This is a genomic window from Candidatus Didemnitutus sp., assembly GCA_019634575.1.
Taxonomy (GTDB): domain Bacteria; phylum Verrucomicrobiota; class Verrucomicrobiia; order Opitutales; family Opitutaceae; genus Didemnitutus.
This window is the reverse complement of sequence record JAHCAY010000004.1, coordinates 1-20,750: the sequence shown is the minus strand read 5'-3', so window position 1 is coordinate 20,750 and position 20,750 is coordinate 1. Positions and strand designations below refer to the sequence as shown.

Genomic DNA, 20,750 nt, shown 5'->3' with positions numbered 1-20,750 from the left:
GCTTAGGCGGCGTTGGCTCCGGCCGTGAGGCGGCGCGTCTTCAGCTGATGGAAGTAGTAGCGATGCGTGCGGTAAACGACCGCGAGGATCTGCGCGACGGCTTGGTAGAGTTCCGAGGGGATCTCCTCGCCGACCTTGCCCATGGCGAAGAGCAGGCGCGCGACCGGCTTGTTCTCGACAGTCGGCACGCCGTTCTCGGCGGCGATCGCCTTGATGCGTTGCGCGAAACGGTTTTCGCCCTTCGCGAGGATCACCGGGGCCTTGTCGACGCCGCGCTCGTATTTCAGCGCGACGGCAAAGTGCGTGGGGTTGGTCACGACGACGTCGGCTGTGGCGACGGAGGCGAGCATCTGCTTTTGCAGGAGGCGGCGGGCCATGCGGCGCATCGCGCTCTTCACGTGCTGGTCGCCTTCGGAGTTCTTCGCCTCATCCTTCACTTCCTGCCGCGTCATCATCATGTCGCGGTGCGTCTTGAATTTTTCCCAACCGTAGCTGAGCGCGGCGATGAGGCCGAGCGAGAGGAGCAGGCGGCCGAAGAACGCCGTGGAGGCCTCGCGCAAAAACGTGCCGAGATACGCGGCCTCGACCGGCGCGGTGAAGAGCGGATCCTGGAGCAGCGTGCGGGCACCGAGATAGAGCGCGTAGCCGATCGCGACGAGCTTCAGCACATCGAGGCCGGCGCGCACCCAGGTGGCTTTCGAGAACTGGCGTTGGAAACCGGCGACCGGGTTGAGCTGCTCGAGCTTCGGCGTCATAGCTTTGGCGGAGAGGCGGAAGCCACTCTGCAGTCCGCCCGCCAGCATCGCGGCGCCAGCGCAGGCGACGAGGACGGGCAACACGACCTTCGCGCAGGTGAGCAGGATGTTGCCGAGCAACAGCGGGAACGTGTCCGTGTTGACCTGCATCAGCCGGAAATTCGTGAACATCATCACCGAATACTCGGCGACCTCGTTGGAGCTCTGCCGCACCGTGAACGCCAGCGCGCCCAGCGCCGCCGTCAGCGTGAACACGACCGTGAGCTCCTGGCTCTTGGCGAACTGACCCTTTTCCGCGGCCTCGGAGAGGCGCTTCTCGGTCGGTTGCTCTGTTTTTTGGTCGTTGTCGGTGTCTGCCATCGTGGCGGGTGTTTGTCCGACTCACTTGAGCAACGCCGATGCCAAGCCCTTGTCACCGCCCGCTACACCCTGGTTGCCAGCGTTTTAAAAGTTTTCTACCGCTTGCCCCGGCCCCCGCCGGCGCATTCGGCGGTAGAACGAAAAACTTAAGGCAAAAATTGCCTCATTTCCGCGGGGAGGTTCGCCCACCCGGCGTGGGCGTCACTTCGTCGGCAGAATCTGGAGCATCTGGATCGGCAGATCCGAAAACTCCACGTAAAGGTAGCGCCCAATCAACGCGCCCGCGCTCGCCAGCAGCCCGAGGCCCATGATGGCCCGCAGCGAAAAACTCAGCACGAAGACCTGCATCTTCGGCACCGCACGACCCAGCACGGAAAACGCGAGCGTGATCAGGAAGTTCAACGCGATGAACGGCGCCGCCATGCGCAACCCGAGCTCGAGCACGTGCCCGGTATCGAGGATCAACTCGTCCCCCGCCCCGCTCGCCAGCATCGGATGCCCCGGCGCGGCGAGCACGAAACTCTTGGCAAACGCGCCGATCACCAGCAGGTGCGCACCGAAGAGGAAAAACAGCGCGGTAGCCAGCACCGACAGGAAGCCCGCCACGACTTCGGAGCTGATGTCCGGCGTGCCGAAGCCCGGCGTCGCCGCGAGACCGATTTCTGAGGAGATCATGCGCCCCGCCATTTCAATCGCCGCGAAAGCCATGCGCCCGACGAAGCCGAGCGCGAGACCGAGCAACAGCTCACCGCCGAAGGCCAGTGCCAGGTGCCAGATATCGAGCGGCAACTGGGCCGGAGGCACCAAGCCAGTCAACAAGGTCGCGAGGCACATCGCCATCGCCGCACGCACGATCACCGGCGGCGGATGCCCCGCCAGCGACGGCAAAAGGATGATCACGCCGAGCCCCCGCAGGAACACCATCATCCAGGTGAGCAGGTAACCGATGGTCACGGGGTGCGGGCGAGTTGAGAGCCGGGTGTGGAGGGTTGAGAGCGCAAGGCAGGAACGAGCAGTAGGCGCAACTGGTTCAGTCTCTCAGCACTAAGCACTCTAAGCTCTAAGCTTTTCCTCAGTGCGCCAGCGCCGGCATCTTCGCGAAGACCGCGAGCGTAAACTCCGTCATGCTGCGCAGCAGCCACGGCGCGAGCAGCACCGCCATGCCGGCCAGCGCGATGAGCTTCGGCGCGAACGTGAGCGTGTTTTCCTGCATCGAGGTGATCGACTGGAAGAGGCTCGTGATCAGGCCCACCACAAGCAGCAAGCCAAGGAACGGCGCCACGATGTAGAGCGCGAAGAGCACCGTGGACTTGAAGAGGTCGATGGCGAGTTCGGGATTCATGCGAACAGTTGAAGTTGAGAGTTTAAGTTGAAGTGAGCGGGAGGTGACAGAGTCCGGTGCGTCGGCCTTGGGGTTTCGGTTTCTTAAACTTCAACTTCCAACTTCAACGGGCGTCCCGCTAAGTCGCGAAGCTCTGCACGAGCGACTTCACGATCAGGTGCCAGCCGTCGACGAGGACGAACAGCAGCAGCTTGAACGGCAGCGACACGACGTTCGGCGGCATCATCATCATGCCGAGGCCCATCAGCACCGACGAGACGAGGAAATCGATGATCAGGAACGGCAGGAACAGCAGGAAACCCATCTGGAACGCCGTCTGGAGCTCGCTGATGACGAACGCCGGAATCACGACACGCAGCGGCAGATCCTTCACCGCCGTCGGGCCGTAGCCGCCGAGTTCGAGGAAATATTCCAGATCGCGCGTGCGCGTCTGCTTCAGCATGAAGTCCCGCAACGGCGCCGCGCCGCGATCGAGCGCTTCGTTCGACGTGATCTTGTTGTCGAGATACGGCCGCAGCGCCTCGGTGTTCACACGGTCGAAGACCGGGCCCATGATGAAGAACGTCAGAAAGAGCGAGAGACCGACGATGATCTGGTTCGACGGCGCGCTGGGCACGCCGAGCGCCGTGCGCACGAAGCCGAGCACGATCACGATGCGCGTGAAACTCGTCATCAACAGCACCAGCGACGGCGCCACCGAGAGCAGCGTCATCATCAGGACGATCTGCACGGCGACGCTCATTTGCGCCGGCTTTTCCGCGCCCTCGAGATTGATCGAGAGGCGGAGCGGATCGTTGGCCGTGGTCGTGGCGGTCGGCGCCGACGCACTCGGACCGGTTGGCTGCACGAGAAGTCCGGCGGACTGGGTCAGCGTCGCCGGCTGCGCCGGTTGGGGCGCGGGAGTCTGGGCCGCGAGCGGCAGCACGCCGAGCGCGAGGCAGAGGAAAATCTGAGGGAAACGTCGCATGGTCGTCCGTGACAGAAGGCACGTCAGTCGCGCGGGTCGCGCTCGTCGGCGTCGAGCGCCTGGAGCATCGAGATGCTGCCGGGGCAGACTCCGAGGAGGAATTTCTTCCCTTCGTAGTCGGCGACCACGAGGTATTGGCGGTTACCGAGCGAGCGGCTTTCGGCGATGGTCAGCTTGCGCGCGTCGCGGCCGGCGATGCCGCCGGGCGTGCGGCGCTGGCGCCAAAGCATCCAACCGCCTGCGGCGGCGGCGCCGGCGGCGAGGACGATGAGCACGTAATTCGAGTCGCCCGACTTGGTGGCGGAGGTCGCCGGCGCGTCGGCGGGCACGGCGTTGCGCGGGCGGATGATGTCCGACTCCTTCGGCTTTTCCTGGGCTGAGGCCGGCGATGCCGCCAACGCACACGCGAAGAGCACTCCGCTCAGGAGGCGCAGGACAGGAACGGGGAAGACTGAGGTTTTCATCGGCATCCGTGCGCGTTGAAGCGGGCGTCAGGGCTTCGGGCTGCCGACGAGTTCGGTGATCTTGATGCCGAAGTTGTCCTCGACGACCACGACTTCGCCGTAGGCAACGAGCTTGTCATTCACGTAGAGGCCGACGGGGTCGCTGGCGTGCTGCATGAGCTGCACGACGGAGCCGGCGGAGAGTTCGAGGACGTCGCGCATCGGCAGCAGGCAGGAGCCGAGCTGCACGGTCACCTTCACCTTTACGTCCAAAACGATATCAAGAGCTTTTTCGTCCATCAGGTTTGCCATGGGAAATGTCCTCCGGGTTCAGCGGGATTTTCTTCGTGAGTTGCACCGCCACGTGGTCGGAATCGAGGCCGACGGTGCCGAGGAACTTCGGCGTGCCGTTCAGCAACACGCGGGTGCGCTGCATCAGGTCGCTCGGCATCTCGATGACGTCGCCGACGCGCAGGCTGCTCACTTCGCGCAGGGAAAGTTCGAACGCCTCCCACTCCGCGCGCACGGGCATGGAGATGTGGTCGTAGGCCTTTTGCCAGGAGGCACGCTTCTCGACGGTCGTGACCTGCGAGTCCTTCTGGCGGCGCGCCTGCATCTTCTTCACGAGCGGTTCGATCGTGTAGTAAGGGACGCCGAGCTGGATCTGTTCGGAGCAGTCGCCGAAATTCACCTCGAGCGTGAGCGCGAGGACGATGGCGTCCTTCGGCGAGGTTTGGAGGAAGCGGCCGTTGTTCTCGTGGCCGACGATGAGCGGACGCAGGTCCTGCTCGGCCTTCCACTGGCCGCACCATTCCTCGAGCACGATGACGATGACGTCCTCGAGCAGCGCGACTTCGATCTCGGTCAGGTAGCGCTCGGCTTTCACCGAGTGTCCACGGCCACCCAGCAGGCGGTCGGCGATGGTGAGCGCGAGGCGCGGATTGATGTCGAGCACGCCGACGCCGATCAGCGGTTCGGCCTTGAACAGGCAGATGTGCGTCGGGCTCGGCAGCGACTCGGTGAACTTCGAGTAGGTGACGGTCGTAAGCTGCGCCATCTTCAGGCCGAACTCCATGCGGAGAAACAGCGAGAGGCGCGCGCTGAGGTAGCGGATGAAGTCCTCGTGCAGCAGGCGGAGCCGGCGGAGCTCGACTTCGGAGAGGAAGACGGGATTCCGGAAATCGTAGGCTTCGACCTTGCTGACCGCCTTGGCATCGCCGCGCCGGCCGTCGGCGCGGATGAGCATGCTCTTCGGTCCGCTGTCGGTGGTGGTCTGCGCGAGCAGTTTGTCGATCTCGGATTGATCGAGAAACTCGCTGGCGGCTTTTTGCGCGTCGTCGGCCATGGTCGCAGGCTTACTGGATCACGAAGTCCGAGAAATAGACCTGCTCGACGAGGCGTTTGCCGAGTGCCTGGTTGTAGGCGGCGACGAGCTTCTCGCGCAGGACGTTCTTCGAGCCGGGCTCCTCGAGGTCGGCGAGCGTGAGCGACGAGAGGACGTTGAGCGTGATGTCGGTGAGCTTGGCCTTCTGGGTCTCGAAGGTGCCCTTCACGCTTTTGCCGCCGACGCCGGTGACGATGAAGCTGGTCTTCAGGTAGCGCGTGCCCATGGTGCCGGCGAGATTCACGACGACGTTGGAGAACTCGTAGTTGCCGCTGGCGTCCTTGCCCTCGCCCTTGCCTTCCTTGCCGCCGTGGCCGCCCTTCTCTTCCTTCGCGGGCGCCTCTTCGGCGGGCTCCTCGTGTTCGGCGCCGGCTTCGGCTTTGCCGTGCGCATCGGCCGCGGGAGCACCGAGCTTGGCCTGGAGGCGCGGCAGCAACACGTATTCGGCGACGCCGAACGTCGCCGCCGGCGCGAGCAGGATGGCCACGATCGCCGGCAACCACGCGGAGAGGCCGCCGCCCTTTTTCTTCTCGGCGGGAGCGGCGTCGGGAGCGGCCGGCGCGGTGTCCTTCGATTCCTTGGCGTCTTTCTTCTCGGCCATGGCGGCGTGCGGTTAGGCGAAGCTTAGCTGCGCTTCAGGTTGACGATGTCTTCGAGGACGGTGTCGGAAACCGTGATGAGGCGGGAACCGGCCTGGAAGGAACGCTGCGTGGTGATGAGGTCGGAGAACTGCGCGGTCAGGTCGACGTTCGAGGATTCGAGCACGCCCGACTGCACGGCGCCGAGGCCGTCGGAGCCCGGGTCGTTGTTGCCGGCGAGGATGCCGCCGCCGACCGGACCCGCGGCCGCGAGGCCCGAGTAGAGATTGTTGCCCTCGCGGGTGAGCGCGGAGGTGTCGTTGAAATTCTGGAGCTGGAGCTTGTTCGTCGTCGCCGAAGTGCCGTCGGAGTAGAATTCGACGAGGTTGCCCTGGCGGTCGATCGAGATGGATTGGAGCTCGGCGCCGGTGGGGTTGTTCTGGCCGACGCGGATGTCGCCCACGGCGGTCGGCGGGACGGCGCCGGTGAGGCCCTGGAGGCGGAGGCCGCCTTGGGTGACGAGATAGCCGTTGTCGTCGATGCGGAAGGAGCCGTCGCGCGTGGCGTAGGTGGTGCCGCTGGTGGCGTCGCTGACGACGAAGAAGCCGCGGCCGGAGATGCCGATGTCGGTCGTCACGCCGGTGCTGGTGAGCGCGCCTTGGGAGAAGTTGGTGCTGATGCCGGCGAGCTGCACGCCCGTGCCGACCTGGATCGCGGACTGGCTCGAGGCGGTGCCGTTGGACGGGGCGGAGCCGCGCAGCGTGTTGGAGAAACTCTCCGCGAAGCTGGCCTGCGATGACTTGTAGCCCGTCGTGTTGATGTTCGCGATGTTGTTGCCGATGACTTCGAGGCCCTTGCTGAACGTGCGAAGGGCGCTGACGCCGGAGGTGAGGGTGCCGATGAGTGCCATGGTGAATTGCGGGTGGGTTGGAAGTTTTCTGGTTTAGGCCGTGGTGCCGTCCGTTGCGGTGCTGCTTTGCTGGGTTGCGGTCGGCTCGATCCGTCGAACCGAAGAGAGGGGATAGGATTTGTCGCCGATCTTGAGCGTGACGCCGTCGGTCGCGTCGTTGTCGAGCGCGCTGACGACACCGGTGACGGACTTGCCGTCGCTGTCCTCGACGGTGACGGTGCGGCCGATGTAGCCGTTGCCCATCAGCAGCTGCTGATCGGCGCGGAGCGCGGTGATCTGCGAGGCCATCGTCTTGTTCTGCTCGAGCGCGGAGAACTGCGCCATCTGCGCGATGAAGGCGGTGTCTTCCATCGGCTTCATCGGATCCTGCTGCTGGAACTGCACGGCGAGCAGCTTCATGAAGTCGTCGGAACCGAGCGTCTTCGTGACGGTGCGCGCGGTGCCGCCGGTGGAGTTGTAGAGGTCGGAGTAGCCGACGTTGGCGGCCGAGTTGGAAGTGGCGCTGGAGACGGGCATGGGATTAGGCGACGGCGGAAAGGTGGACGGAGGTGGGCAACACGACGGGGGCGGCGCTGGTGGCGGCGCCGCCGTCGCGCGGCTGGAAAGGCGTGGAGCGGGCGATGCTGCCGAAGAATTCCTGCGCGGCGCGCGCCTGCTGCTGGTTCTGCTGCTGCTGTTGCTGCGCGAACGAGCCGGTGCCGTTCTGCGACGCAGTGGCGGGCGCGACCACGGGTGCGAGGAAGCGCAACGCGCTCTCGGGCTCCGCGGTGACGGCCTTCCACTCGTTGGTGATCGCGGCGCGCAATTCGGGCGAGTCGGTGCGGAATTCGGTGTGCACGGCGCCGTTGCGGAGCGCGACACGCACGGCGAGATCCTCGGTGCCGAACTTGAACTTCAGCTGCACGCTCGGCACGGGCTGGAGTTTCGAGGCGGCCTGGGCGTCGACGACGTTGGTGACCGTTTCCACCGCCCGTTTCGCGAATGAGGCGGCGACCAGCTGCGGCATCGGCTCGGGCGAGCCGGCAGCGACGACCTGCGTCGGCGCGGGCACGACGGACACGATCGCCGGAGCCGTCGGCGAGACGGCGGAGAGAGTGTCGTGCGGAACGAAGAGCATGGTCGGACGCGTTTGAGCAACGGCGATGCCAGCTTTCTTTTCCGGCAGACTAACTCCCTGCTCTTCCGTGGTTAGAAAGTTTTTTCCGGCCGCCCTCTTCATCCCGAAATCGACCTCGGGCGCGGCGCGGTTCGAAGCGGCAGATTTTTCCGTGTGCGCCGCGACGGGAGCGGACGCCGGCGAGGACTTCGTCTCGACCGCGCCTTCGCTGGTCGATGCCGTCGGCAACGCGAGCGCGATGACGGCGCCATCGGGCAACTCGACGGACGCCTCCACTTGCATCGGGGCTTGCGCGGGCTCGGCTGCGACCGATGTCGGCGTCGGCTCGGCGCGGCTTTGCGTCGCGAGGCTCGGAGCGAGCGCAACACCCGGCAGGCTCACGGTCGTCGGAGCGACGATCGGCCCGGAAGCGGCCGCCGGGAAAATCGGGGCTTCATTGTTCAGCGACGGTGTTGCGACCGCCGGAGTGTAATCCTCGGTCGCCACGACCTTCGCGTCGGTCGCGTTGGACACGAGCGCCGGCACCGCCCGCTCGGGCAGCGTCACGGTCAAAGTCACCGCCTCGCCGCGGCGCGCGGGGATGGCCGCTGACACGGCACCGGCCAGGGCGGCCTCGCCATCGGACTCGTCTTCGCTGTCCTCGTTGGTCGACGGGGCGTTGAGCGCAAGAGGAGTTTCGGCCGGCGGCGGCGCGACCAGCGCGGCGACTGGTGCGAGGAGCGCAGCGATGGCCTCGAGCGTGGCACGATCCGGCATCGTCGCGGGTGCGCTCGCGGGCGTTTCGGGCACTTGCTCGTCGGTGGCCTCGGACGCGGAGGTAACGGAGACGCTGCGGGCGAAGCCGCGCGAATCCGTCGGGGCGACTCGCGTCGGCGATGGCGAACCGCGCGTGCCGGTGCTGACAGCAATGGCACGCGCGCCGGACGCGGTGGCTGAGGCGGCAGCGGCAGTGGCGGCGGCGGGGTTGGCGACCGGTGGCGAAACGGGACTGACCGCCGGCGTCTGCGGCGCGGCAACGGGCGCCGCGGACTCGTCGCCGAGCAGGGCGACGAAATCGGTGGCCGGGCTCGCCGCGGTGGCAGTCGCGGCGGGCGTTTCCGGCGTGGTGCCGCCGAGCAGCGCGGCGAGATCACCGGAGAGCGCGGCGGGCGCGGTGGCGTTCGCGGCGGGCGCGGTCTCGGCGGAAGAAGTCGTGGGGAAGGAAGTCGTCATGCGGGGGCTTCCTTCCGTGGAAGTCGTGCGCGCCATCCGTGGCGCACGAGTGAGGATGCGTGAATCAGGCCGGCTTGGCGGATTTCATCAGGCGCAGTTTTTCGGAAAGGATGGCCACGCGGCGCGCGAGCGTGCCGTCGGCCGTGGCGGTCTTGCTCATCTCCTCGAAGATGGGCGACACGGTGTCGGGCTTCATCAGCGAGAGGATTTTCACGGCGGTGTTGTCGTCGAGTTCCTTGATGATCGCGACGGCGGCGCGCGGGGTGAGATTGGCGTAGGTGGTGGCGAGCGTCTTCAGGTTCTTCGCTTCGTCGGTGTTGATCTCGACGACCTTGTCGGAGATTTCCTTCCGCATCCGCTCGAGGTCGGCGCGAACCTTGTCCAGTTCCTGCTGTTCGGCGGAGAGGCGGGCGGCGCGTTGGTCGAGCTGCTCGGCCTGTTTGCGGAGGCGTTCCTTCTCGCCCTTCAGCTCGGCGGCGAGGTTGTCGATCTCGATCGTCCAGAAATCCCAGCCCTGGGCCTTCTGCGTCTTCGTCGCGGCTGCGCGCACCGCGGCGGCGTGCGCGATGATCGCATCGCCGGCGCGCCAGAACCAGCCGAGGCCGGCGGCCATGCCGGACAGCAGCGCGAGAATGACGACGACCGCGGGATTTTGAACGAGCTTGGTCATGTGAAAAGAGTCCGACGCACCGAGCGGAACCCGGCGAAATCATCCATCGCGTTCTGATCCTCGACGAGCGCGGCGGCGCGATGGACGGCGCGCGCTTTTTCCTCGAGCTTGTTCACGACCTTGAGCTGGCGGCTGGCGTCGAGGTATTCGGCGCGGCGCTTCTGCATGACGTCGCGCGCCTCGATGACTTTGCGCTCGGCCTGCACTTCCTCCTCGCACTCGCCGCGGTAGGCGCGGAAGAGCGAGGCGGCGTCGGCGGCGAGGTAGGTGCCGCCGCGATCGGCGAAGAGCGTTTGCGCGAGCTCGGCCACCCGCGTGCGCGTGGCCGCGAGGACTTCTTCGGCTTGCACGTAGACATGGACCGAGGCGGCGAACGCCTCGCGAGCGCGCAGCTCTTTGTGCGCGCGGATGACGGCCACGGGCCGGAGAGGAAAACGGAAACGTTTCATGGCACGAGGATCTTCCTGAGCAGCTTGAAGGATTCCGCCCGGGCCGTGTGCTCATGGACGCCCTGACGGAGAAATTTGCGCAGCGGCTCGTGCAGCGTGATCGCCTGGTCGAGCGCGGCGTTCGCGCCTTTCTGGTAGGCGCCGATGGAAATGAGATCCTCGTTCTTGCGGTAGAGCGCGAGATGCTCGCGGGCCTTGGCGGCGAACTCGACTTCTTCGGGCGTGCAGACGTCGCGCGTCAGACGGCTGACGGATTCGAGCACGTCGACCGCCGGGTAGTGATTGAAATGCGCGAGCTGGCGCGAGAGCACCAAGTGTCCGTCGAGGATACCGCGCACGGCGTCGGCCACGGGCTCGTTCATGTCGTCGCCTTCGACGAGCACGGTGTAGAGCGCGGTGATGGCGCCGTTCTCACCGGCGCCGGAGCGCTCGAGCAAACGCGGCAGCAGCGCGAAGACCGACGGCGTGTAGCCGCGCGTCGCGGGCGGCTCGCCGATGGCGAGGCCGATCTCGCGTTGCGCCATCGCGAAACGCGTCACGGAGTCCATCATCAGCATGACGTTCTTGCCCTGGTCGCGATACGCCTCGGCGATCGATGTCGCGGTGAACGCCGCGCGCAGACGCAACGGCGCGGGCGTGTCCGAAGTGGCGACGACGACGACGGAGCGCTTCAGACCCTCGGGACCGAGGTCTTTTTCGAGGAACTCGCGGACTTCGCGACCGCGCTCGCCCACGAGCGCGATGACGACCACATCGGCCGAGCACCCGCGCGCGATCATGCCGAGCAAAGTGGACTTACCGACACCGGAGCCGGCGAAGATGCCGAGGCGCTGGCCGCGCCCGATCGGCGTGAAGGTGTCGAGCACGCGCACGCCGGTCGTAAGCGCTTCCTTGATGCGCTGACGGCGCAGCGGGTGCGGCGGCGTGTGGTCGCGCTCCGTGCGGTCGACGGGCAGCAGGCCGCCCTCGTCGAACGGACGACCGAGCGCGTCGAGCACGCGGCCGAGCAGCTCCGGACCCGGGCGCGGCAGCGGCGGACGGTCCGCGGCGGCGACTTCGCAGCCGACGTGCAGGCCGGACGTGTCGCCGAGCGGCATGAGCAGCACGCGATGTTCGCGGAAACCCACGACTTCGGCGCGGACCGTGAAATCGGTGCGCGGCGAGCGGACGTTGCAGAGTTCGCCGAGGCCGACGTTCGGACCTTCGGACTCGATGATGAGACCGGCGACGCCCGTGACCGCGCCGACGCGCTGCACCGCCGGCAGGTGCTTGACCTGCGTGCGGAGCACATCGACGAGCGGTGCGACGGTGGCGTTCATGCGCAGTCGCCTCCGAATCCAATCGCATCCGTGAGTTCGAGAATCTCCGCCTCGAATCGCCCCGAATCGCCGGAACCACCGCATTCCGCCGCGTCGCCCGCGCCCGCGAAATTGTAACCTAATAGGTTACAAGTCGCGGCTCGCGCCAACGCGTTCTCACTCGGGAGCGCGGAGGAATTGTAACCTATTAGGTTACAAGGCGGGAGGAGCTGGAGGCGGGGGGTCATGCGCCGGTGAGGGAGTGGCTGAGGGCGGCGAGCTTGGTTTCCTGACGGGCGTCGGTGAGGCCGAAGCGGGAGCGCACGAGGCAGTCGCCGGGGCGGAGCGTGCCATCGACGCGGATTTGCAGACCGGGGTAACGCTTCACCCAGTCGGGATTCAGCGCGGTAAGCAGCTCGGCGTCGCGCGGAGCGAGCGAGAGTTCGAGACCTTCGCGCTCGGGGAAGAGCTGTTCGAGGGCTTCGCGGCAGAGGCGCTCGATCGTCTCGACGGGCGGCTCGTAGCCGGCGAGGAGGCGGTGCGCGATGTCGACGGCGAGGGCCGGGAGGGCGTCGCGGAGTTGCGCGACGAGCGAGGGTTCGATGGCGGAGAGTTTGTGCAGGACGCCTTCGCTGAGCTGGCCCATATCGGCGCGGAACTCGACCATCTGCTGGTCGGCGAGCGCGCGGGCGGAGTCGACGCCGCGGCGGTAGGCTTCCTCGCATTTCGCAGCGACCTCGGTCTCGGTGTAGATGCGTCCTTGGCCAGGCAGCACGGCGGCGGCGAGCGGGCGGTCGAAGGCGATGAGTTTGGCGTAGCCCATTACGATTGCGGATTGCGGATCGCGGATTGCGGATTGGCCGAAGCGTGAACGCGCGGCCGACGCGGAGTCGCGCGGGTGCGGCGGGCGAACGGAGCCGCGGCGCTGACGCTGAACTCGAAGCTCCGCATGATGGCGCGGAGAGGTTCGGTGGCGGTGGGGGCGGCGTTCATCGGCGTCAGGCGACGAGGGCTTGAGATTCGGAATCGAGGGAGATCTGGCCTTCTTCCTCGAGGCGGCGGACGGCCTGGATGATGACGTCCTGCGCGGCTTCGACGTCCTTGAGGCGAACGGGCCCGAGGAGTTCGATTTCCTCCTTGAGGCCTTCGGCGGCGCGCTTGGAGAGGCCGGCGTAGATCTTGTCGCGCAGCGATTCGCTGGCGGACTTCATCGAGATGGCGAGGTTGCTCGAATCGACCTCGCGGAGCACGCGCTGGAGGTCGGCGGCGGCGAGGCGGTTGAGGTCCTCGAAGCTGAAGAGCTTCTTGCGGATGGCGGCGCCGAGGGTGGCGTTGCGCTCCTCGATGCGGGCGAGGAGGTTCTTCGACATGTCCTTGTCGAGCGAGTTGAGCAGGCCGGCGACCGCGCGGACGCCGCCGCTGCGGTGGAAGGCGGTGCGCACCTTCGTGTCGAAGTGCTTGCCGAGGGAGCGGACGATCTTGCCGACGAGGTCGAGCGAGGTGGATTCGATGGTGCCGAGGCGCTCGACGACTTCCTCGCGCAGATCGGGACTGAGCAACGCGAAGACTTCGGCGGATTTCGCCGGGTCGAGATACGAGAGGACAAAGGAAATCGTCTGCGGCTGCTCGTGTTTGATGAGGTTGAAAATCTGGCGGCCTTCCATCTCGGCGATGTCGCTGATGATTTCGACTGAGCTGCCGGCGACGGGGCCGACGCGGCCGATGATCGACTGGGCCTTGTAGTCGCCCTTCGCGATTTCGAGCGTGCGCTGCGCGAACGGCAGGCCGCCGAGCGCGGAGCCGACGCTGGAGGCGACGATCGTGCTGAACTCCTCCATGGCCTGCTTTTGCGTGGCCTCGGGGATCATGGTGAACGTCGACATCTCGCGGCAGAGGAGCTCGATCTCGGCGTCGTCGAATTGCTTCAACACCTCGGCGGCGGCTTCTGGTCCGATGCAGATCAGGAAGACGGCGAGCTTCTGCTGGCGATTGAGCTTGGTGAAATCGATGTCGGCCATGGGGGGAGAAAAAGCTAAGAGCTTAGAGCTGAGAGCTGAGAGAAAGACCCGGGCGGAGGACGTCGTCGGAGCGGACCGGACTGGGCGTCTCTGGACTCTGGGCTCTGGACTCTAGACTCATCGTTGAATCAGTTCTTGGCGGCCGGCGGGTTGGCGACCCAGTCGCGGAGCGCGGTGCCGATGTTGGCCGGTTTCTGCCGGATGAGCTGGTTGAGCATGTCGGGCGTGATCGCGGAACCGTTCTGGAGCTGGCGGGCGGCGATGTCGGGCGGCATGGCGAAGACTTCGACCGGGACCGTCTCGGGCTTCTGTTTCGAGAGGAGGCGGAGGAAGACGAGCAACACGATCGCGGCGCCGGCGACGGCGGCCCAGCGCGACGCAACTTCGATCCAGCCCTGCATGCGCGTCTCGCTCTGGATCGCGGAGACGGTCTCGGCGACGGGCTCGACGGCGAAGGGCAGTTCCTGGAGCGCGACGATGGAGTCGAGTTCCTGGCCGGGCGCGGCTTTGAGGCCGAGGGCGTTGACGACGACCTGGCGGAGCGCGGTGAGTTCTTCTGGCGTGCGCTTCTGCTGCGTCGGCTGCGTGCCGGCGGGCGAACCGGCGGGCGGCGGCACGAGGCGCGGCGCGATCATCACGGAGGCGGTCACGTTTTTAATCGTGCCGGGATTGCGCGTGATGTTGGTCGTGGTGCGGTTGATCTCGTAAGCGGTGGTGCGGTTCTTGCGCGATTGCTCGGTGGTGTTAACGGGCTTGGCGGCTTCGGCGGCGACGGTCTTTTCGGGGACGTTGGCGCTCACGCCGGTGGCACCGCCGTTCGTGCGGGTCTCGGCGGAGTTGGAGTTGTCCTCGGTGATGGTCTGCGTGCGGACAACCTGGCCGTCCGGGTCGAATTTTTCCTGCATCTGCGTCGTGGACTCGGTGTCGATGTCGGCGGAGACGCGGACGACGGCGTTGCCCGGCCCGATGACGGCGCCGAGCATGGTCTCGACTTTCTTGGAAAGGTAATCCTCGACCTGCTGTTTGTAGCGCATCTGCGAGGAGGCGTTGCCGAGGGTCGGGTCCTGTTTGAGTTCCTCGGAGAGCACGCGACCGCGGTTGTCGACGACGGCGACGGTGTCGGGCGTGAGCCCCTGGACGGCGTTGGCGACGAGGTGGCGGATGGCGTTGACCTGGTCGGTCTCGAGGCGACCGCCGCCCATGTCGACGAAGACGGAGGCGGTGGAGCGCACGCCGTTGTCGGTGAGGAGGAGGCGGTTTTCCGGCTGCACGATCATGACGCGGGCGGCGCGGACGCCTTGGAGTTGCGTGATGGTGCGGGCGAGTTCGCCCTGGATGGCGCGGAGGTAATTGGTGCGTTGGACGAAGTCGGAGAGGCCGAACTGGCCCTTGTCGAAGATTTCAAAGCCGACGCCGTCGCCGCTCGGGAGGCCCTTCGCGGCGAGATCCATGCGGAGCTTGTAGACTTGGTCGGACGGCACCTGCACGGCGCTGCCGCCGGCGGTGATTTGGTAAGGGATGTTGCGCGTCTGGAGCTCGCTGATGATGGCGGTGGCGTCCTTCTCGGCGAGGCGGGCGTAGAGCAGCTGGTAGTCGGGGCGGCGCGACCACATGACGAGCGCGATCATACCGCCGATCACGCCGAGAGCGGCGACGACGAGGGAGACGCGTTGGTTGAGGCCAAGCTGTTGCCAGAGGGCGAGCAGGGAGGCGGCGAAGTTTTTCATGCGGCGTTAGCGCGGGAGCGGGCGGAAGAGGGAGAAGGAGGAAAGAGAAAGAGTCGCGGCGGCGGGGTTCACACCTGCATGCGCATCAGCTCCTGGTAGGATTCGACGAGCTTGTTGCGCACCTCGACCATGAGGGAGAACGCGACGCCGGCTTCCTGCATGGCGATGACGGATTGGTGGAGCTGGTCGGTCTCGCCCAGGAGGACTTTTTGCGTGAGCTGGTTGGCCTCGACCTGCTTCGAGTCCACGGTGTTGACGAGACCGCCGAGCATTTCGCTGAAGCCGTTGGAGGTCGGCGCAGCGGTGCGCATGCCGTCGGGCAGCGTCGCGAGGGCGCCGGTGGCGGCCTGCTTCTCGCGCAACGCCTCGGCGCGCGCCATGGCTTGGGGAACGAGGGAGGAGTAGACGGAGCCGACGGGAGACATGGGATTACTTGCCGATCTCGAGCGTCTTCAACGCGAGGTTGCGCGAGTTCTTGGCGACGGAGAGGTTGGCCTCGTAGGCGCGGGAGGCCGTGATGAGGTCGACCATTTCGTAGGCGAGGTTGACGTTGGGCATCGTGACGAGGCCGTCCGGGCCGGCGTCGGGATGCTGGGGGTTGTAAACTTGCTGGCCGGGCGACTTGTCGTTCTGCACGCCGCCGATGCGGACGGTGGTGAGCGAGGCGCCGCCGGTGCGTTTCACGAGCTCGGTCTCGAAGGAAACGATCTGGCGCTTGTAGGGGCCGCCCTCGGCCGTGCGCGTGGTCTGGGCGTTGGCGATGTTCTGCGCGACGATATCGAGGCGCATGCGCTGGGCCGCGAGCGCGCCGGAGGTGACTTGGATGCCGGGGATGAGGTCCATGGGTCAGCGGGTCAGGCTTGGCGGCCGGTGATGGCGAGCTTCAGCTGCTTAATGTTCCGGGAGACGACTTCGCTGAGGAATTCGTATTCCGCGGAGTTCTTGTTCATCGCGAGCAACTCGTGCTCGATCTCGACGGTGTTGCCGTCGGGGCGCACGGCGCGCGCGTGGGTGTCCTCGGCGAGCTTGGGCTTCAGCTCGGCGGCGCGGTCGAGTTCGCCGGTTTTGAGGCTGGCCTTCAGCTGCTCCGAAAAATCCGTGCTCACGTCCAACCGCCGGTAGCCGGGCGTCTCGGCGTTGGCGATGTTGGCGGCGATCGCCTCCTGGCGCAGGGCGGCCGCATCGAGGAGTTTCCGGGCCACAGTGTAGTTGGCGGATTGAAAGATGGGGTCGACCATGCCGCTCGCGTAAACACGGCGCATGCCAGTGCGCGCCCCACCCCTCCAAGCCACGCAATGTCAGCGAAATAGGCCGAAACTCCTGCGCGCACGTCGCCGAACGGCGCCCGCGGCGGCGTTTACCGGCAGAAATTGCCCGCCCGCGCCGGAGCATCCTGAGATTTTCCGGGGCGTAAAATTACAGCCCCGCTTATTTGGGCCGATGGATGGGGACAAAGCCTCATGAGGGACAGCGAGTTCGATTTCATCCGCACGCTCGTTTACGAACGCAGCCGCATCCAGCTTGGCCCCGACAAACGGGAGCTGGTCGCGGCGCGCCTCGGCAAACGCCTGCGCGCCACCAAGACCGACAGCATCGGCCACTACTGCGACCTGCTCAAATCCGGTCAAGCCGAGGAAGAGCTCGCGCACCTCATCGACGCCATCTCGACGAACCACACGTTCTTCTTCCGCGAGATCGCGCATTTCGATTTCCTGCGTTCGCACATCGTGCCCGAGATGCTCGCGCGCCACCGCACAGAGCGCTGGTCGCAATTCTATGTGTGGAGCGCCGCCAGCTCGTCCGGCGAGGAGCCCTACTCCATCGCCATGACGCTCGCCGAAGCCCTCCCGCGCACCAGCGGCTGGAACTGGCGTATCGAAGGCACCGACATCTCGCACCGCATCCTCGAGAAAGCGCGCAACGCCATCTACCGCGACGACATCGTCGCCAAACTCCCCGCCGCCACGATCAAGACCTACTTCCAGCGCGGCATCGGCCCGCAGGAGGGCAACTACCGCGTGCGCTCCGAGATCCGCTCCCAGGTCAACTACCAGCACCTCAACCTCCTCGAGGGCGAGCCGCCGTTCAAGGAGCCGTTCCAAGTCATCTTCTGCCGCAACGTGATGATCTATTTCGATCGCCCGACCCAGGAGGAACTCGTCAACAAACTCACGCGCCGCCTCGTCCCCGGCGGTTACCTGCTCGTCGGCCACAGCGAAAGTCTCACCGGCATCAAACACTCGCTCCAACTCGTCAAACCGGCGATCTACCGCAAGCCGCTCAAGCCATGACCGCACCGAAGAAAATCCGCGTGCTGATCGTCGACGACTCCGCCGTCGTCCGCAAACTCGCGAGCGAAGCCCTCGCCGCCGATCCCGAGATCGAAGTCGTCGGCACCGCCATCGATCCCTACATGGCGCGCGACAAGCTCAAGGAACTCTCGCCCGACGTCCTCACGCTCGACCTCGAAATGCCGCGCATGGACGGCCTCACGTTCCTCCGCCTGCTGATGGAGCGCCGCCCGATGCCGGTCATCGTGATGAGTTCGCTCACGCAGCGCGGCTCCGAATACGCCCTCGAAGCCCTCCGCCTCGGCGCCGTCGATGTCCTCGGCAAGCCCAGCGGCTCGTTCTCCTTCGGCAACCTCGGCCCGCAACTCATCGCCAAGGTCAAGACCGCCGCAATGGCCCGCGTGCGCCCGCTGCCGCCGTCCACCGACACCGCGCCGATCGCCCACGCCGCCTCGACGCCGCCGGTCGCCGCGCCCGCGCCCAAACCCGTCCGCTACGTGCCGGCCCTCACGCCCGCCGTCGCGAAAACCCGCATCGATCCCGCGCGCCTCCGCCAGCTGGACCCGCGCGCCATCATCCTCCTCGGCGCTTCCACCGGCGGCACCGAGGCGCTGCGCGACGTGCTCACCCGCCTGCCCGGCGATCTCCCGGGCATCGCGATCGTGCAGCACATCCCGGCGACCTTCTCCAAGGCCTTCGCCGATCGCCTGAATTCCCTCTGCCAACTCGAGGTCCGCGAAGCCGTCGACGGCGACCGCCTCACGCCCGGCCTCGCGCTCATCGCCCCCGGCAACTTCCACATGATGCTCCAATGGGCCGGCGACGGCTACCGCGTGCGCGTGGTCGACGGTCCGCCCGTCTGGCACCAGCGCCCCGCCGTCGATCTGCTCTTCAAGTCCGCCGCCGACTGCGGCGCCGCCCCGCGTGCCGTGGCCGGCATCCTCACCGGCATGGGCAAGGACGGCGCGGAAGGCCTGAAAAAGCTCCGCGAGAAAGGCGCCACCACCTTCGCCCAGGACGAAGCCTCCTGCGTCGTCTACGGCATGCCCAAAGCCGCCTGGGAATGCGGCGCCGCCCAAATTCAAATCGCCCTCGAGCGCATCGCTCCCTATCTCGTCGGCCGTTGCGAAGCCGCCCCTCACCCCGCCGCCGTTCCAGTGCTGAGCGGCTGAACCCATGTCCGGTCCGATCAACCAGTCACCTTCCATCCTGATCGTCGACGACGAGCCGATCGTCCTTGGCGCATTGAAGGAAACGCTCGAACGCGAACGCTACCAGGTCGTCTCCTGCTCCAGCCCCATCAAGGCCCTCGCGATTCTCGAGGAGCGCGATTTCGCCGTCATCATTTCCGACCAGAAAATGCCCGAGATGCTCGGCCTCGATTTCCTGATCGAGAGCCGCCGCTTCCGTCCGCACGCCTCGCGCATCCTCATCACCGCCGTCCTCTCCCTTCCGACCATCGTCGACGCGATCAACAAGGGCGAAATCTTCCGCTTCGTCGCCAAACCCTGGCTCCGCGAGGAACTCCTCGCCACCGTCCGCAACGCCATCCAGCGCCACGATCTCGTCACCCACAACGAGGCACTCATGGCCCAGACCCAGCAGCTCAACGCGCAGCTGATGATGGCCAACAGCCAGCTCGAAAAGCAGGTCGCCGCCCTCGAGCAGAAACGCCAGAGCCTCGACGCCGCCAACCAGGAGCTCGGCGCCCGCTACGAAAGCTCCCTCGAACTCTGCCGCCGCATCCTCACCGCCTACGACCCCACCCTCGGCGGCCAGGCCAAGGCCCTCGTCGAATTCGCCTCCAAGATGGCCGACAACGGCCCGTTCACCGACGCCGAGAAACACGCGCTCAAGTCCGCCGCGTGGCTCTGCGACCTCGGCCTCATCGGCGTCTCGCGCGAGCTCCTCCGCACCTTCCGCACCAACCCCGCGCAACTCACCGACCGCGAACGCGGCACGCTGCACAATCACCCGATCTACAGCCAAACGCTCGCCGCGCTCGTCGACCCGCGCCCCGAAGTCGGCGAAGTCATCCGCGCGCACCACGAGAATTTCGACGGCACCGGTTTTCCCGACGGACTCGCCGGCAAGATCATCCCGTGGCCCGCGCGCTGCCTCGCCGTCGCCGTCGGCTTCGTCGAATCGTCCGCGCCGAAGCAGTCCACGATCGACGCCATCCTCGCGCGCTCCGGCACAAAGTTCGACCCCGAAGCCGTCCGCCTCTTCCTCAAGGTCACGCAACTCGTCCACCTCCCGCGCCAAGTCCGCGAAATCCTCCTCGACGAACTCGAGCCCGGCATGGTGCTCGCCACCGGCATCTACAGCCCGCACGGCCTGTTGTTGATCGGCGAAGGCCAGGCCCTCGGCCCCGCCACGATCGCGAAAATCCGCGATCACAACAACATCGCCCCGATCTCGCAGCGCCTGCTGGTCTACAGCTGAGCGCGCCGCGACGCCCCAAAGTAGCGGGAGCGTCCAGCTCCCGTCATCGTGCCAGTTCGAAAAAAAGCGGCCGCACAAAACGCCCCGCCACTCCCCCACTGCGCCGCCAAACCGGTCACGCCGCTGCTCCCTGCATCCGGGAAATCGGGCCATTCATCGAAGTAAAACGGCCCGTGTAAAAAGTGAGGTTTTTGTCGGAACGCAACGGACCCGCCAAAAACGGCGCACATGCACAACATCCTTGAGCCGCAGATAGTTTGTCCCAATCTCGCCGCCACGGGCCAAACCACAGTGAGGTTTTTCACTGAATCTGAATAACACTGTTGGGCAAAAATATGGAGGTCTTACTCAAAGCAATCGCCGAAGGCTGGAATTGGAAGCTCGGTGAGCCCGTCGAGATTGTCGCAACGAACGTCTTTGGGAATGCGATCGTGAAAAACGCGGCTGGGCACTATTTCCGGATTATGCCCGAAGAGTGGTCGTGCGAGCTGATTGCTGGCTCGGCGGCGGATCTTGAGCGAACAATGCAGAGCGCGGAATTTGTCCACGATTGGGAGATGAAGCGTGTCGTTGCGCTGGCGGAAAGAGCGCAGGGCCCATTGGCAGATGGCCAAGTCTACTGTCTCGTCATTCCCGGCATTCTTGGCGGCAAGTATTCCGAAGAGAACATCCGGAAGATTGGTCTACGTGAAGTCTTGGCTTATTGCGGCGACATGGCGCACCAAATCGAAGATGTGCCGGATGGATCACAAGTGAAGATCGTCTTGAAAGAATGAAAAGGCCC

Annotated in this window: 26 protein-coding genes; 4 read left to right on the top strand and 22 right to left on the bottom strand. The window is 66.0% G+C overall.

Going from position 1 to position 20,750, the window contains the following annotated elements; genetic code table 11:
• Positions 1–2 precede the first annotated feature (2 nt).
• From KF715_20110 to flgB, 22 genes are all read right to left on the bottom strand, one after another.
• A complete protein-coding gene (locus KF715_20110) occupies positions 3–1,115 on the bottom strand; it encodes an EscU/YscU/HrcU family type III secretion system export apparatus switch protein (protein MBX3739009.1) in 1,113 nt (370 codons plus the stop codon).
• Between the two features lie 201 nt (positions 1,116–1,316).
• Positions 1,317–2,042 (bottom strand): flagellar biosynthetic protein FliR, encoded by a 726-nt coding sequence (locus tag KF715_20105; protein ID MBX3739008.1) that lies wholly within the window; start codon positions 2,040–2,042, stop codon positions 1,317–1,319.
• Positions 2,043–2,187: 145 nt separating this feature from the next.
• Entirely contained in the window at positions 2,188–2,457 is a 270-nt protein-coding gene (fliQ, locus tag KF715_20100) for a flagellar type III secretion system protein FliQ (GenBank protein ID MBX3739007.1), read from the bottom strand.
• Between the two features lie 118 nt (positions 2,458–2,575).
• Positions 2,576–3,424, bottom strand: a complete 849-nt coding sequence (fliP, locus tag KF715_20095) for a flagellar type III secretion system pore protein FliP (GenBank protein ID MBX3739006.1) — start codon at positions 3,422–3,424, stop codon at positions 2,576–2,578.
• Positions 3,425–3,447: 23 nt separating this feature from the next.
• The gene (locus KF715_20090; GenBank protein ID MBX3739005.1) at positions 3,448–3,888 is read right to left on the bottom strand and encodes a flagellar biosynthetic protein FliO; all 441 of its coding nucleotides are present in this window, start codon (positions 3,886–3,888) and stop codon (positions 3,448–3,450) included.
• A gap of 27 nt (positions 3,889–3,915) precedes the next feature.
• Positions 3,916–4,167: a flagellar motor switch protein FliN gene (fliN, locus tag KF715_20085; protein ID MBX3739004.1), complete on the bottom strand. Its 252-nt coding sequence runs from the start codon at positions 4,165–4,167 to the stop codon at positions 3,916–3,918.
• Positions 4,148–5,212, bottom strand: a complete 1,065-nt coding sequence (locus KF715_20080) for a FliM/FliN family flagellar motor switch protein (GenBank protein MBX3739003.1) — start codon at positions 5,210–5,212, stop codon at positions 4,148–4,150. Before KF715_20080 ends, fliN begins: the two co-directional genes overlap by 20 nt.
• Before the next feature lie 10 nt (positions 5,213–5,222).
• Positions 5,223–5,852 carry a flagellar basal body-associated FliL family protein gene (locus tag KF715_20075; GenBank protein ID MBX3739002.1) on the bottom strand — a complete coding sequence of 210 codons (630 nt, stop codon included), beginning with the start codon at positions 5,850–5,852 and terminating at the stop codon, positions 5,223–5,225.
• A 23-nt stretch (positions 5,853–5,875) separates the two neighbouring features.
• On the bottom strand, positions 5,876–6,739 hold the full coding sequence (locus KF715_20070; protein ID MBX3739001.1) for a flagellar hook-basal body complex protein: 864 nt from the start codon (positions 6,737–6,739) through the stop codon (positions 5,876–5,878).
• A gap of 33 nt (positions 6,740–6,772) precedes the next feature.
• Positions 6,773–7,255 (bottom strand): flagellar hook capping protein, encoded by a 483-nt coding sequence (locus tag KF715_20065; protein MBX3739000.1) that lies wholly within the window; start codon positions 7,253–7,255, stop codon positions 6,773–6,775.
• Between the two features lie 4 nt (positions 7,256–7,259).
• Complete coding sequence (locus KF715_20060) at positions 7,260–9,068, bottom strand: hypothetical protein (GenBank protein ID MBX3738999.1); 1,809 nt, start codon at positions 9,066–9,068, stop codon at positions 7,260–7,262.
• 64 nt (positions 9,069–9,132) lie between these two features.
• Complete coding sequence (locus KF715_20055; protein MBX3738998.1) at positions 9,133–9,738, bottom strand: hypothetical protein; 606 nt, start codon at positions 9,736–9,738, stop codon at positions 9,133–9,135.
• The gene (locus KF715_20050) at positions 9,735–10,187 is read right to left on the bottom strand and encodes a flagellar FliJ family protein (protein ID MBX3738997.1); all 453 of its coding nucleotides are present in this window, start codon (positions 10,185–10,187) and stop codon (positions 9,735–9,737) included. The genes KF715_20055 and KF715_20050 overlap by 4 nt, the downstream gene beginning before the upstream one ends.
• A complete protein-coding gene (locus KF715_20045; protein MBX3738996.1) occupies positions 10,184–11,506 on the bottom strand; it encodes a FliI/YscN family ATPase in 1,323 nt (440 codons plus the stop codon). The genes KF715_20050 and KF715_20045 overlap by 4 nt, the downstream gene beginning before the upstream one ends.
• A complete protein-coding gene (locus tag KF715_20040) occupies positions 11,503–11,733 on the bottom strand; it encodes a hypothetical protein (GenBank protein ID MBX3738995.1) in 231 nt (76 codons plus the stop codon). Before KF715_20040 ends, KF715_20045 begins: the two co-directional genes overlap by 4 nt.
• A complete protein-coding gene (locus tag KF715_20035) occupies positions 11,730–12,308 on the bottom strand; it encodes a flagellar biosynthesis protein (protein ID MBX3738994.1) in 579 nt (192 codons plus the stop codon). The genes KF715_20040 and KF715_20035 overlap by 4 nt, the downstream gene beginning before the upstream one ends.
• Positions 12,308–12,478 (bottom strand): hypothetical protein, encoded by a 171-nt coding sequence (locus KF715_20030; GenBank protein MBX3738993.1) that lies wholly within the window; start codon positions 12,476–12,478, stop codon positions 12,308–12,310. The genes KF715_20035 and KF715_20030 overlap by 1 nt, the downstream gene beginning before the upstream one ends.
• Positions 12,479–12,483: 5 nt before the next feature.
• Positions 12,484–13,503, bottom strand: a complete 1,020-nt coding sequence (fliG, locus tag KF715_20025; GenBank protein ID MBX3738992.1) for a flagellar motor switch protein FliG — start codon at positions 13,501–13,503, stop codon at positions 12,484–12,486.
• Between the two features lie 128 nt (positions 13,504–13,631).
• Complete coding sequence (fliF, locus tag KF715_20020; protein ID MBX3738991.1) at positions 13,632–15,230, bottom strand: flagellar M-ring protein FliF; 1,599 nt, start codon at positions 15,228–15,230, stop codon at positions 13,632–13,634.
• A gap of 68 nt (positions 15,231–15,298) precedes the next feature.
• Positions 15,299–15,655, bottom strand: coding sequence for a flagellar hook-basal body complex protein FliE (gene fliE, locus KF715_20015; GenBank protein MBX3738990.1), 357 nt, complete (start codon positions 15,653–15,655; stop codon positions 15,299–15,301).
• A gap of 4 nt (positions 15,656–15,659) precedes the next feature.
• Complete coding sequence (gene flgC, locus KF715_20010) at positions 15,660–16,073, bottom strand: flagellar basal body rod protein FlgC (GenBank protein ID MBX3738989.1); 414 nt, start codon at positions 16,071–16,073, stop codon at positions 15,660–15,662.
• An 11-nt stretch (positions 16,074–16,084) separates the two neighbouring features.
• A complete protein-coding gene (gene flgB / locus KF715_20005) occupies positions 16,085–16,468 on the bottom strand; it encodes a flagellar basal body rod protein FlgB (GenBank protein MBX3738988.1) in 384 nt (127 codons plus the stop codon).
• A 222-nt stretch (positions 16,469–16,690) separates the two neighbouring features.
• Between flgB and KF715_20000 the strand changes: the two genes are divergently transcribed.
• From KF715_20000 to KF715_19985, 4 genes are all read left to right on the top strand, one after another.
• A complete protein-coding gene (locus KF715_20000) occupies positions 16,691–17,521 on the top strand; it encodes a protein-glutamate O-methyltransferase (protein ID MBX3738987.1) in 831 nt (276 codons plus the stop codon).
• A complete protein-coding gene (locus tag KF715_19995; GenBank protein ID MBX3738986.1) occupies positions 17,518–18,693 on the top strand; it encodes a chemotaxis response regulator protein-glutamate methylesterase in 1,176 nt (391 codons plus the stop codon). The genes KF715_20000 and KF715_19995 overlap by 4 nt, the downstream gene beginning before the upstream one ends.
• A 4-nt stretch (positions 18,694–18,697) precedes the next feature.
• Entirely contained in the window at positions 18,698–19,966 is a 1,269-nt protein-coding gene (locus tag KF715_19990) for a response regulator (GenBank protein ID MBX3738985.1), read from the top strand.
• A 335-nt stretch (positions 19,967–20,301) separates the two neighbouring features.
• A complete protein-coding gene (locus tag KF715_19985) occupies positions 20,302–20,742 on the top strand; it encodes a DUF1851 domain-containing protein (GenBank protein MBX3738984.1) in 441 nt (146 codons plus the stop codon).
• The last annotated feature ends 8 nt before the right edge of the window (positions 20,743–20,750 follow it).

Bases quoted from the DNA above. Each gene is read 5' to 3' on its own strand.
- KF715_20030 (MBX3738993.1), bottom strand. From the start codon at position 12,478: ATGAACGCCGCCCCCACCGCCACCGAACCTCTCCGCGCCATCATGCGG.
- fliQ (MBX3739007.1), bottom strand. From the start codon at position 2,457: ATGAATCCCGAACTCGCCATCGACCTCTTCAAGTCCACGGTGCTCTTC.
- KF715_20050 (MBX3738997.1), bottom strand. From the start codon at position 10,187: ATGAAACGTTTCCGTTTTCCTCTCCGGCCCGTGGCCGTCATCCGCGCG.
- flgC (MBX3738989.1), bottom strand. From the start codon at position 16,073: ATGGACCTCATCCCCGGCATCCAAGTCACCTCCGGCGCGCTCGCGGCC.
- KF715_20070 (MBX3739001.1), bottom strand. From the start codon at position 6,739: ATGGCACTCATCGGCACCCTCACCTCCGGCGTCAGCGCCCTTCGCACG.
- KF715_20110 (MBX3739009.1), bottom strand. From the start codon at position 1,115: ATGGCAGACACCGACAACGACCAAAAAACAGAGCAACCGACCGAGAAG.
- KF715_19995 (MBX3738986.1), top strand. From the start codon at position 17,518: ATGACCGCACCGAAGAAAATCCGCGTGCTGATCGTCGACGACTCCGCC.
- KF715_20075 (MBX3739002.1), bottom strand. From the start codon at position 5,852: ATGGCCGAGAAGAAAGACGCCAAGGAATCGAAGGACACCGCGCCGGCC.
- fliP (MBX3739006.1), bottom strand. From the start codon at position 3,424: ATGCGACGTTTCCCTCAGATTTTCCTCTGCCTCGCGCTCGGCGTGCTG.
- flgB (MBX3738988.1), bottom strand. From the start codon at position 16,468: ATGGTCGACCCCATCTTTCAATCCGCCAACTACACTGTGGCCCGGAAA.
- KF715_20055 (MBX3738998.1), bottom strand. From the start codon at position 9,738: ATGACCAAGCTCGTTCAAAATCCCGCGGTCGTCGTCATTCTCGCGCTG.
- KF715_20045 (MBX3738996.1), bottom strand. From the start codon at position 11,506: ATGAACGCCACCGTCGCACCGCTCGTCGATGTGCTCCGCACGCAGGTC.
- KF715_20105 (MBX3739008.1), bottom strand. From the start codon at position 2,042: ATGATGGTGTTCCTGCGGGGGCTCGGCGTGATCATCCTTTTGCCGTCG.
- KF715_20080 (MBX3739003.1), bottom strand. From the start codon at position 5,212: ATGGCCGACGACGCGCAAAAAGCCGCCAGCGAGTTTCTCGATCAATCC.
- KF715_20000 (MBX3738987.1), top strand. From the start codon at position 16,691: ATGAGGGACAGCGAGTTCGATTTCATCCGCACGCTCGTTTACGAACGC.
- fliG (MBX3738992.1), bottom strand. From the start codon at position 13,503: ATGGCCGACATCGATTTCACCAAGCTCAATCGCCAGCAGAAGCTCGCC.
- KF715_20035 (MBX3738994.1), bottom strand. From the start codon at position 12,308: ATGGGCTACGCCAAACTCATCGCCTTCGACCGCCCGCTCGCCGCCGCC.
- KF715_20065 (MBX3739000.1), bottom strand. From the start codon at position 7,255: ATGCCCGTCTCCAGCGCCACTTCCAACTCGGCCGCCAACGTCGGCTAC.
- KF715_19985 (MBX3738984.1), top strand. From the start codon at position 20,302: ATGGAGGTCTTACTCAAAGCAATCGCCGAAGGCTGGAATTGGAAGCTC.
- KF715_20090 (MBX3739005.1), bottom strand. From the start codon at position 3,888: ATGAAAACCTCAGTCTTCCCCGTTCCTGTCCTGCGCCTCCTGAGCGGA.
- KF715_19990 (MBX3738985.1), top strand. From the start codon at position 18,698: ATGTCCGGTCCGATCAACCAGTCACCTTCCATCCTGATCGTCGACGAC.
- fliN (MBX3739004.1), bottom strand. From the start codon at position 4,167: ATGGACGAAAAAGCTCTTGATATCGTTTTGGACGTAAAGGTGAAGGTG.
- KF715_20060 (MBX3738999.1), bottom strand. From the start codon at position 9,068: ATGACGACTTCCTTCCCCACGACTTCTTCCGCCGAGACCGCGCCCGCC.
- fliF (MBX3738991.1), bottom strand. From the start codon at position 15,230: ATGAAAAACTTCGCCGCCTCCCTGCTCGCCCTCTGGCAACAGCTTGGC.
- KF715_20040 (MBX3738995.1), bottom strand. From the start codon at position 11,733: ATGACCCCCCGCCTCCAGCTCCTCCCGCCTTGTAACCTAATAGGTTAC.
- fliE (MBX3738990.1), bottom strand. From the start codon at position 15,655: ATGTCTCCCGTCGGCTCCGTCTACTCCTCCCTCGTTCCCCAAGCCATG.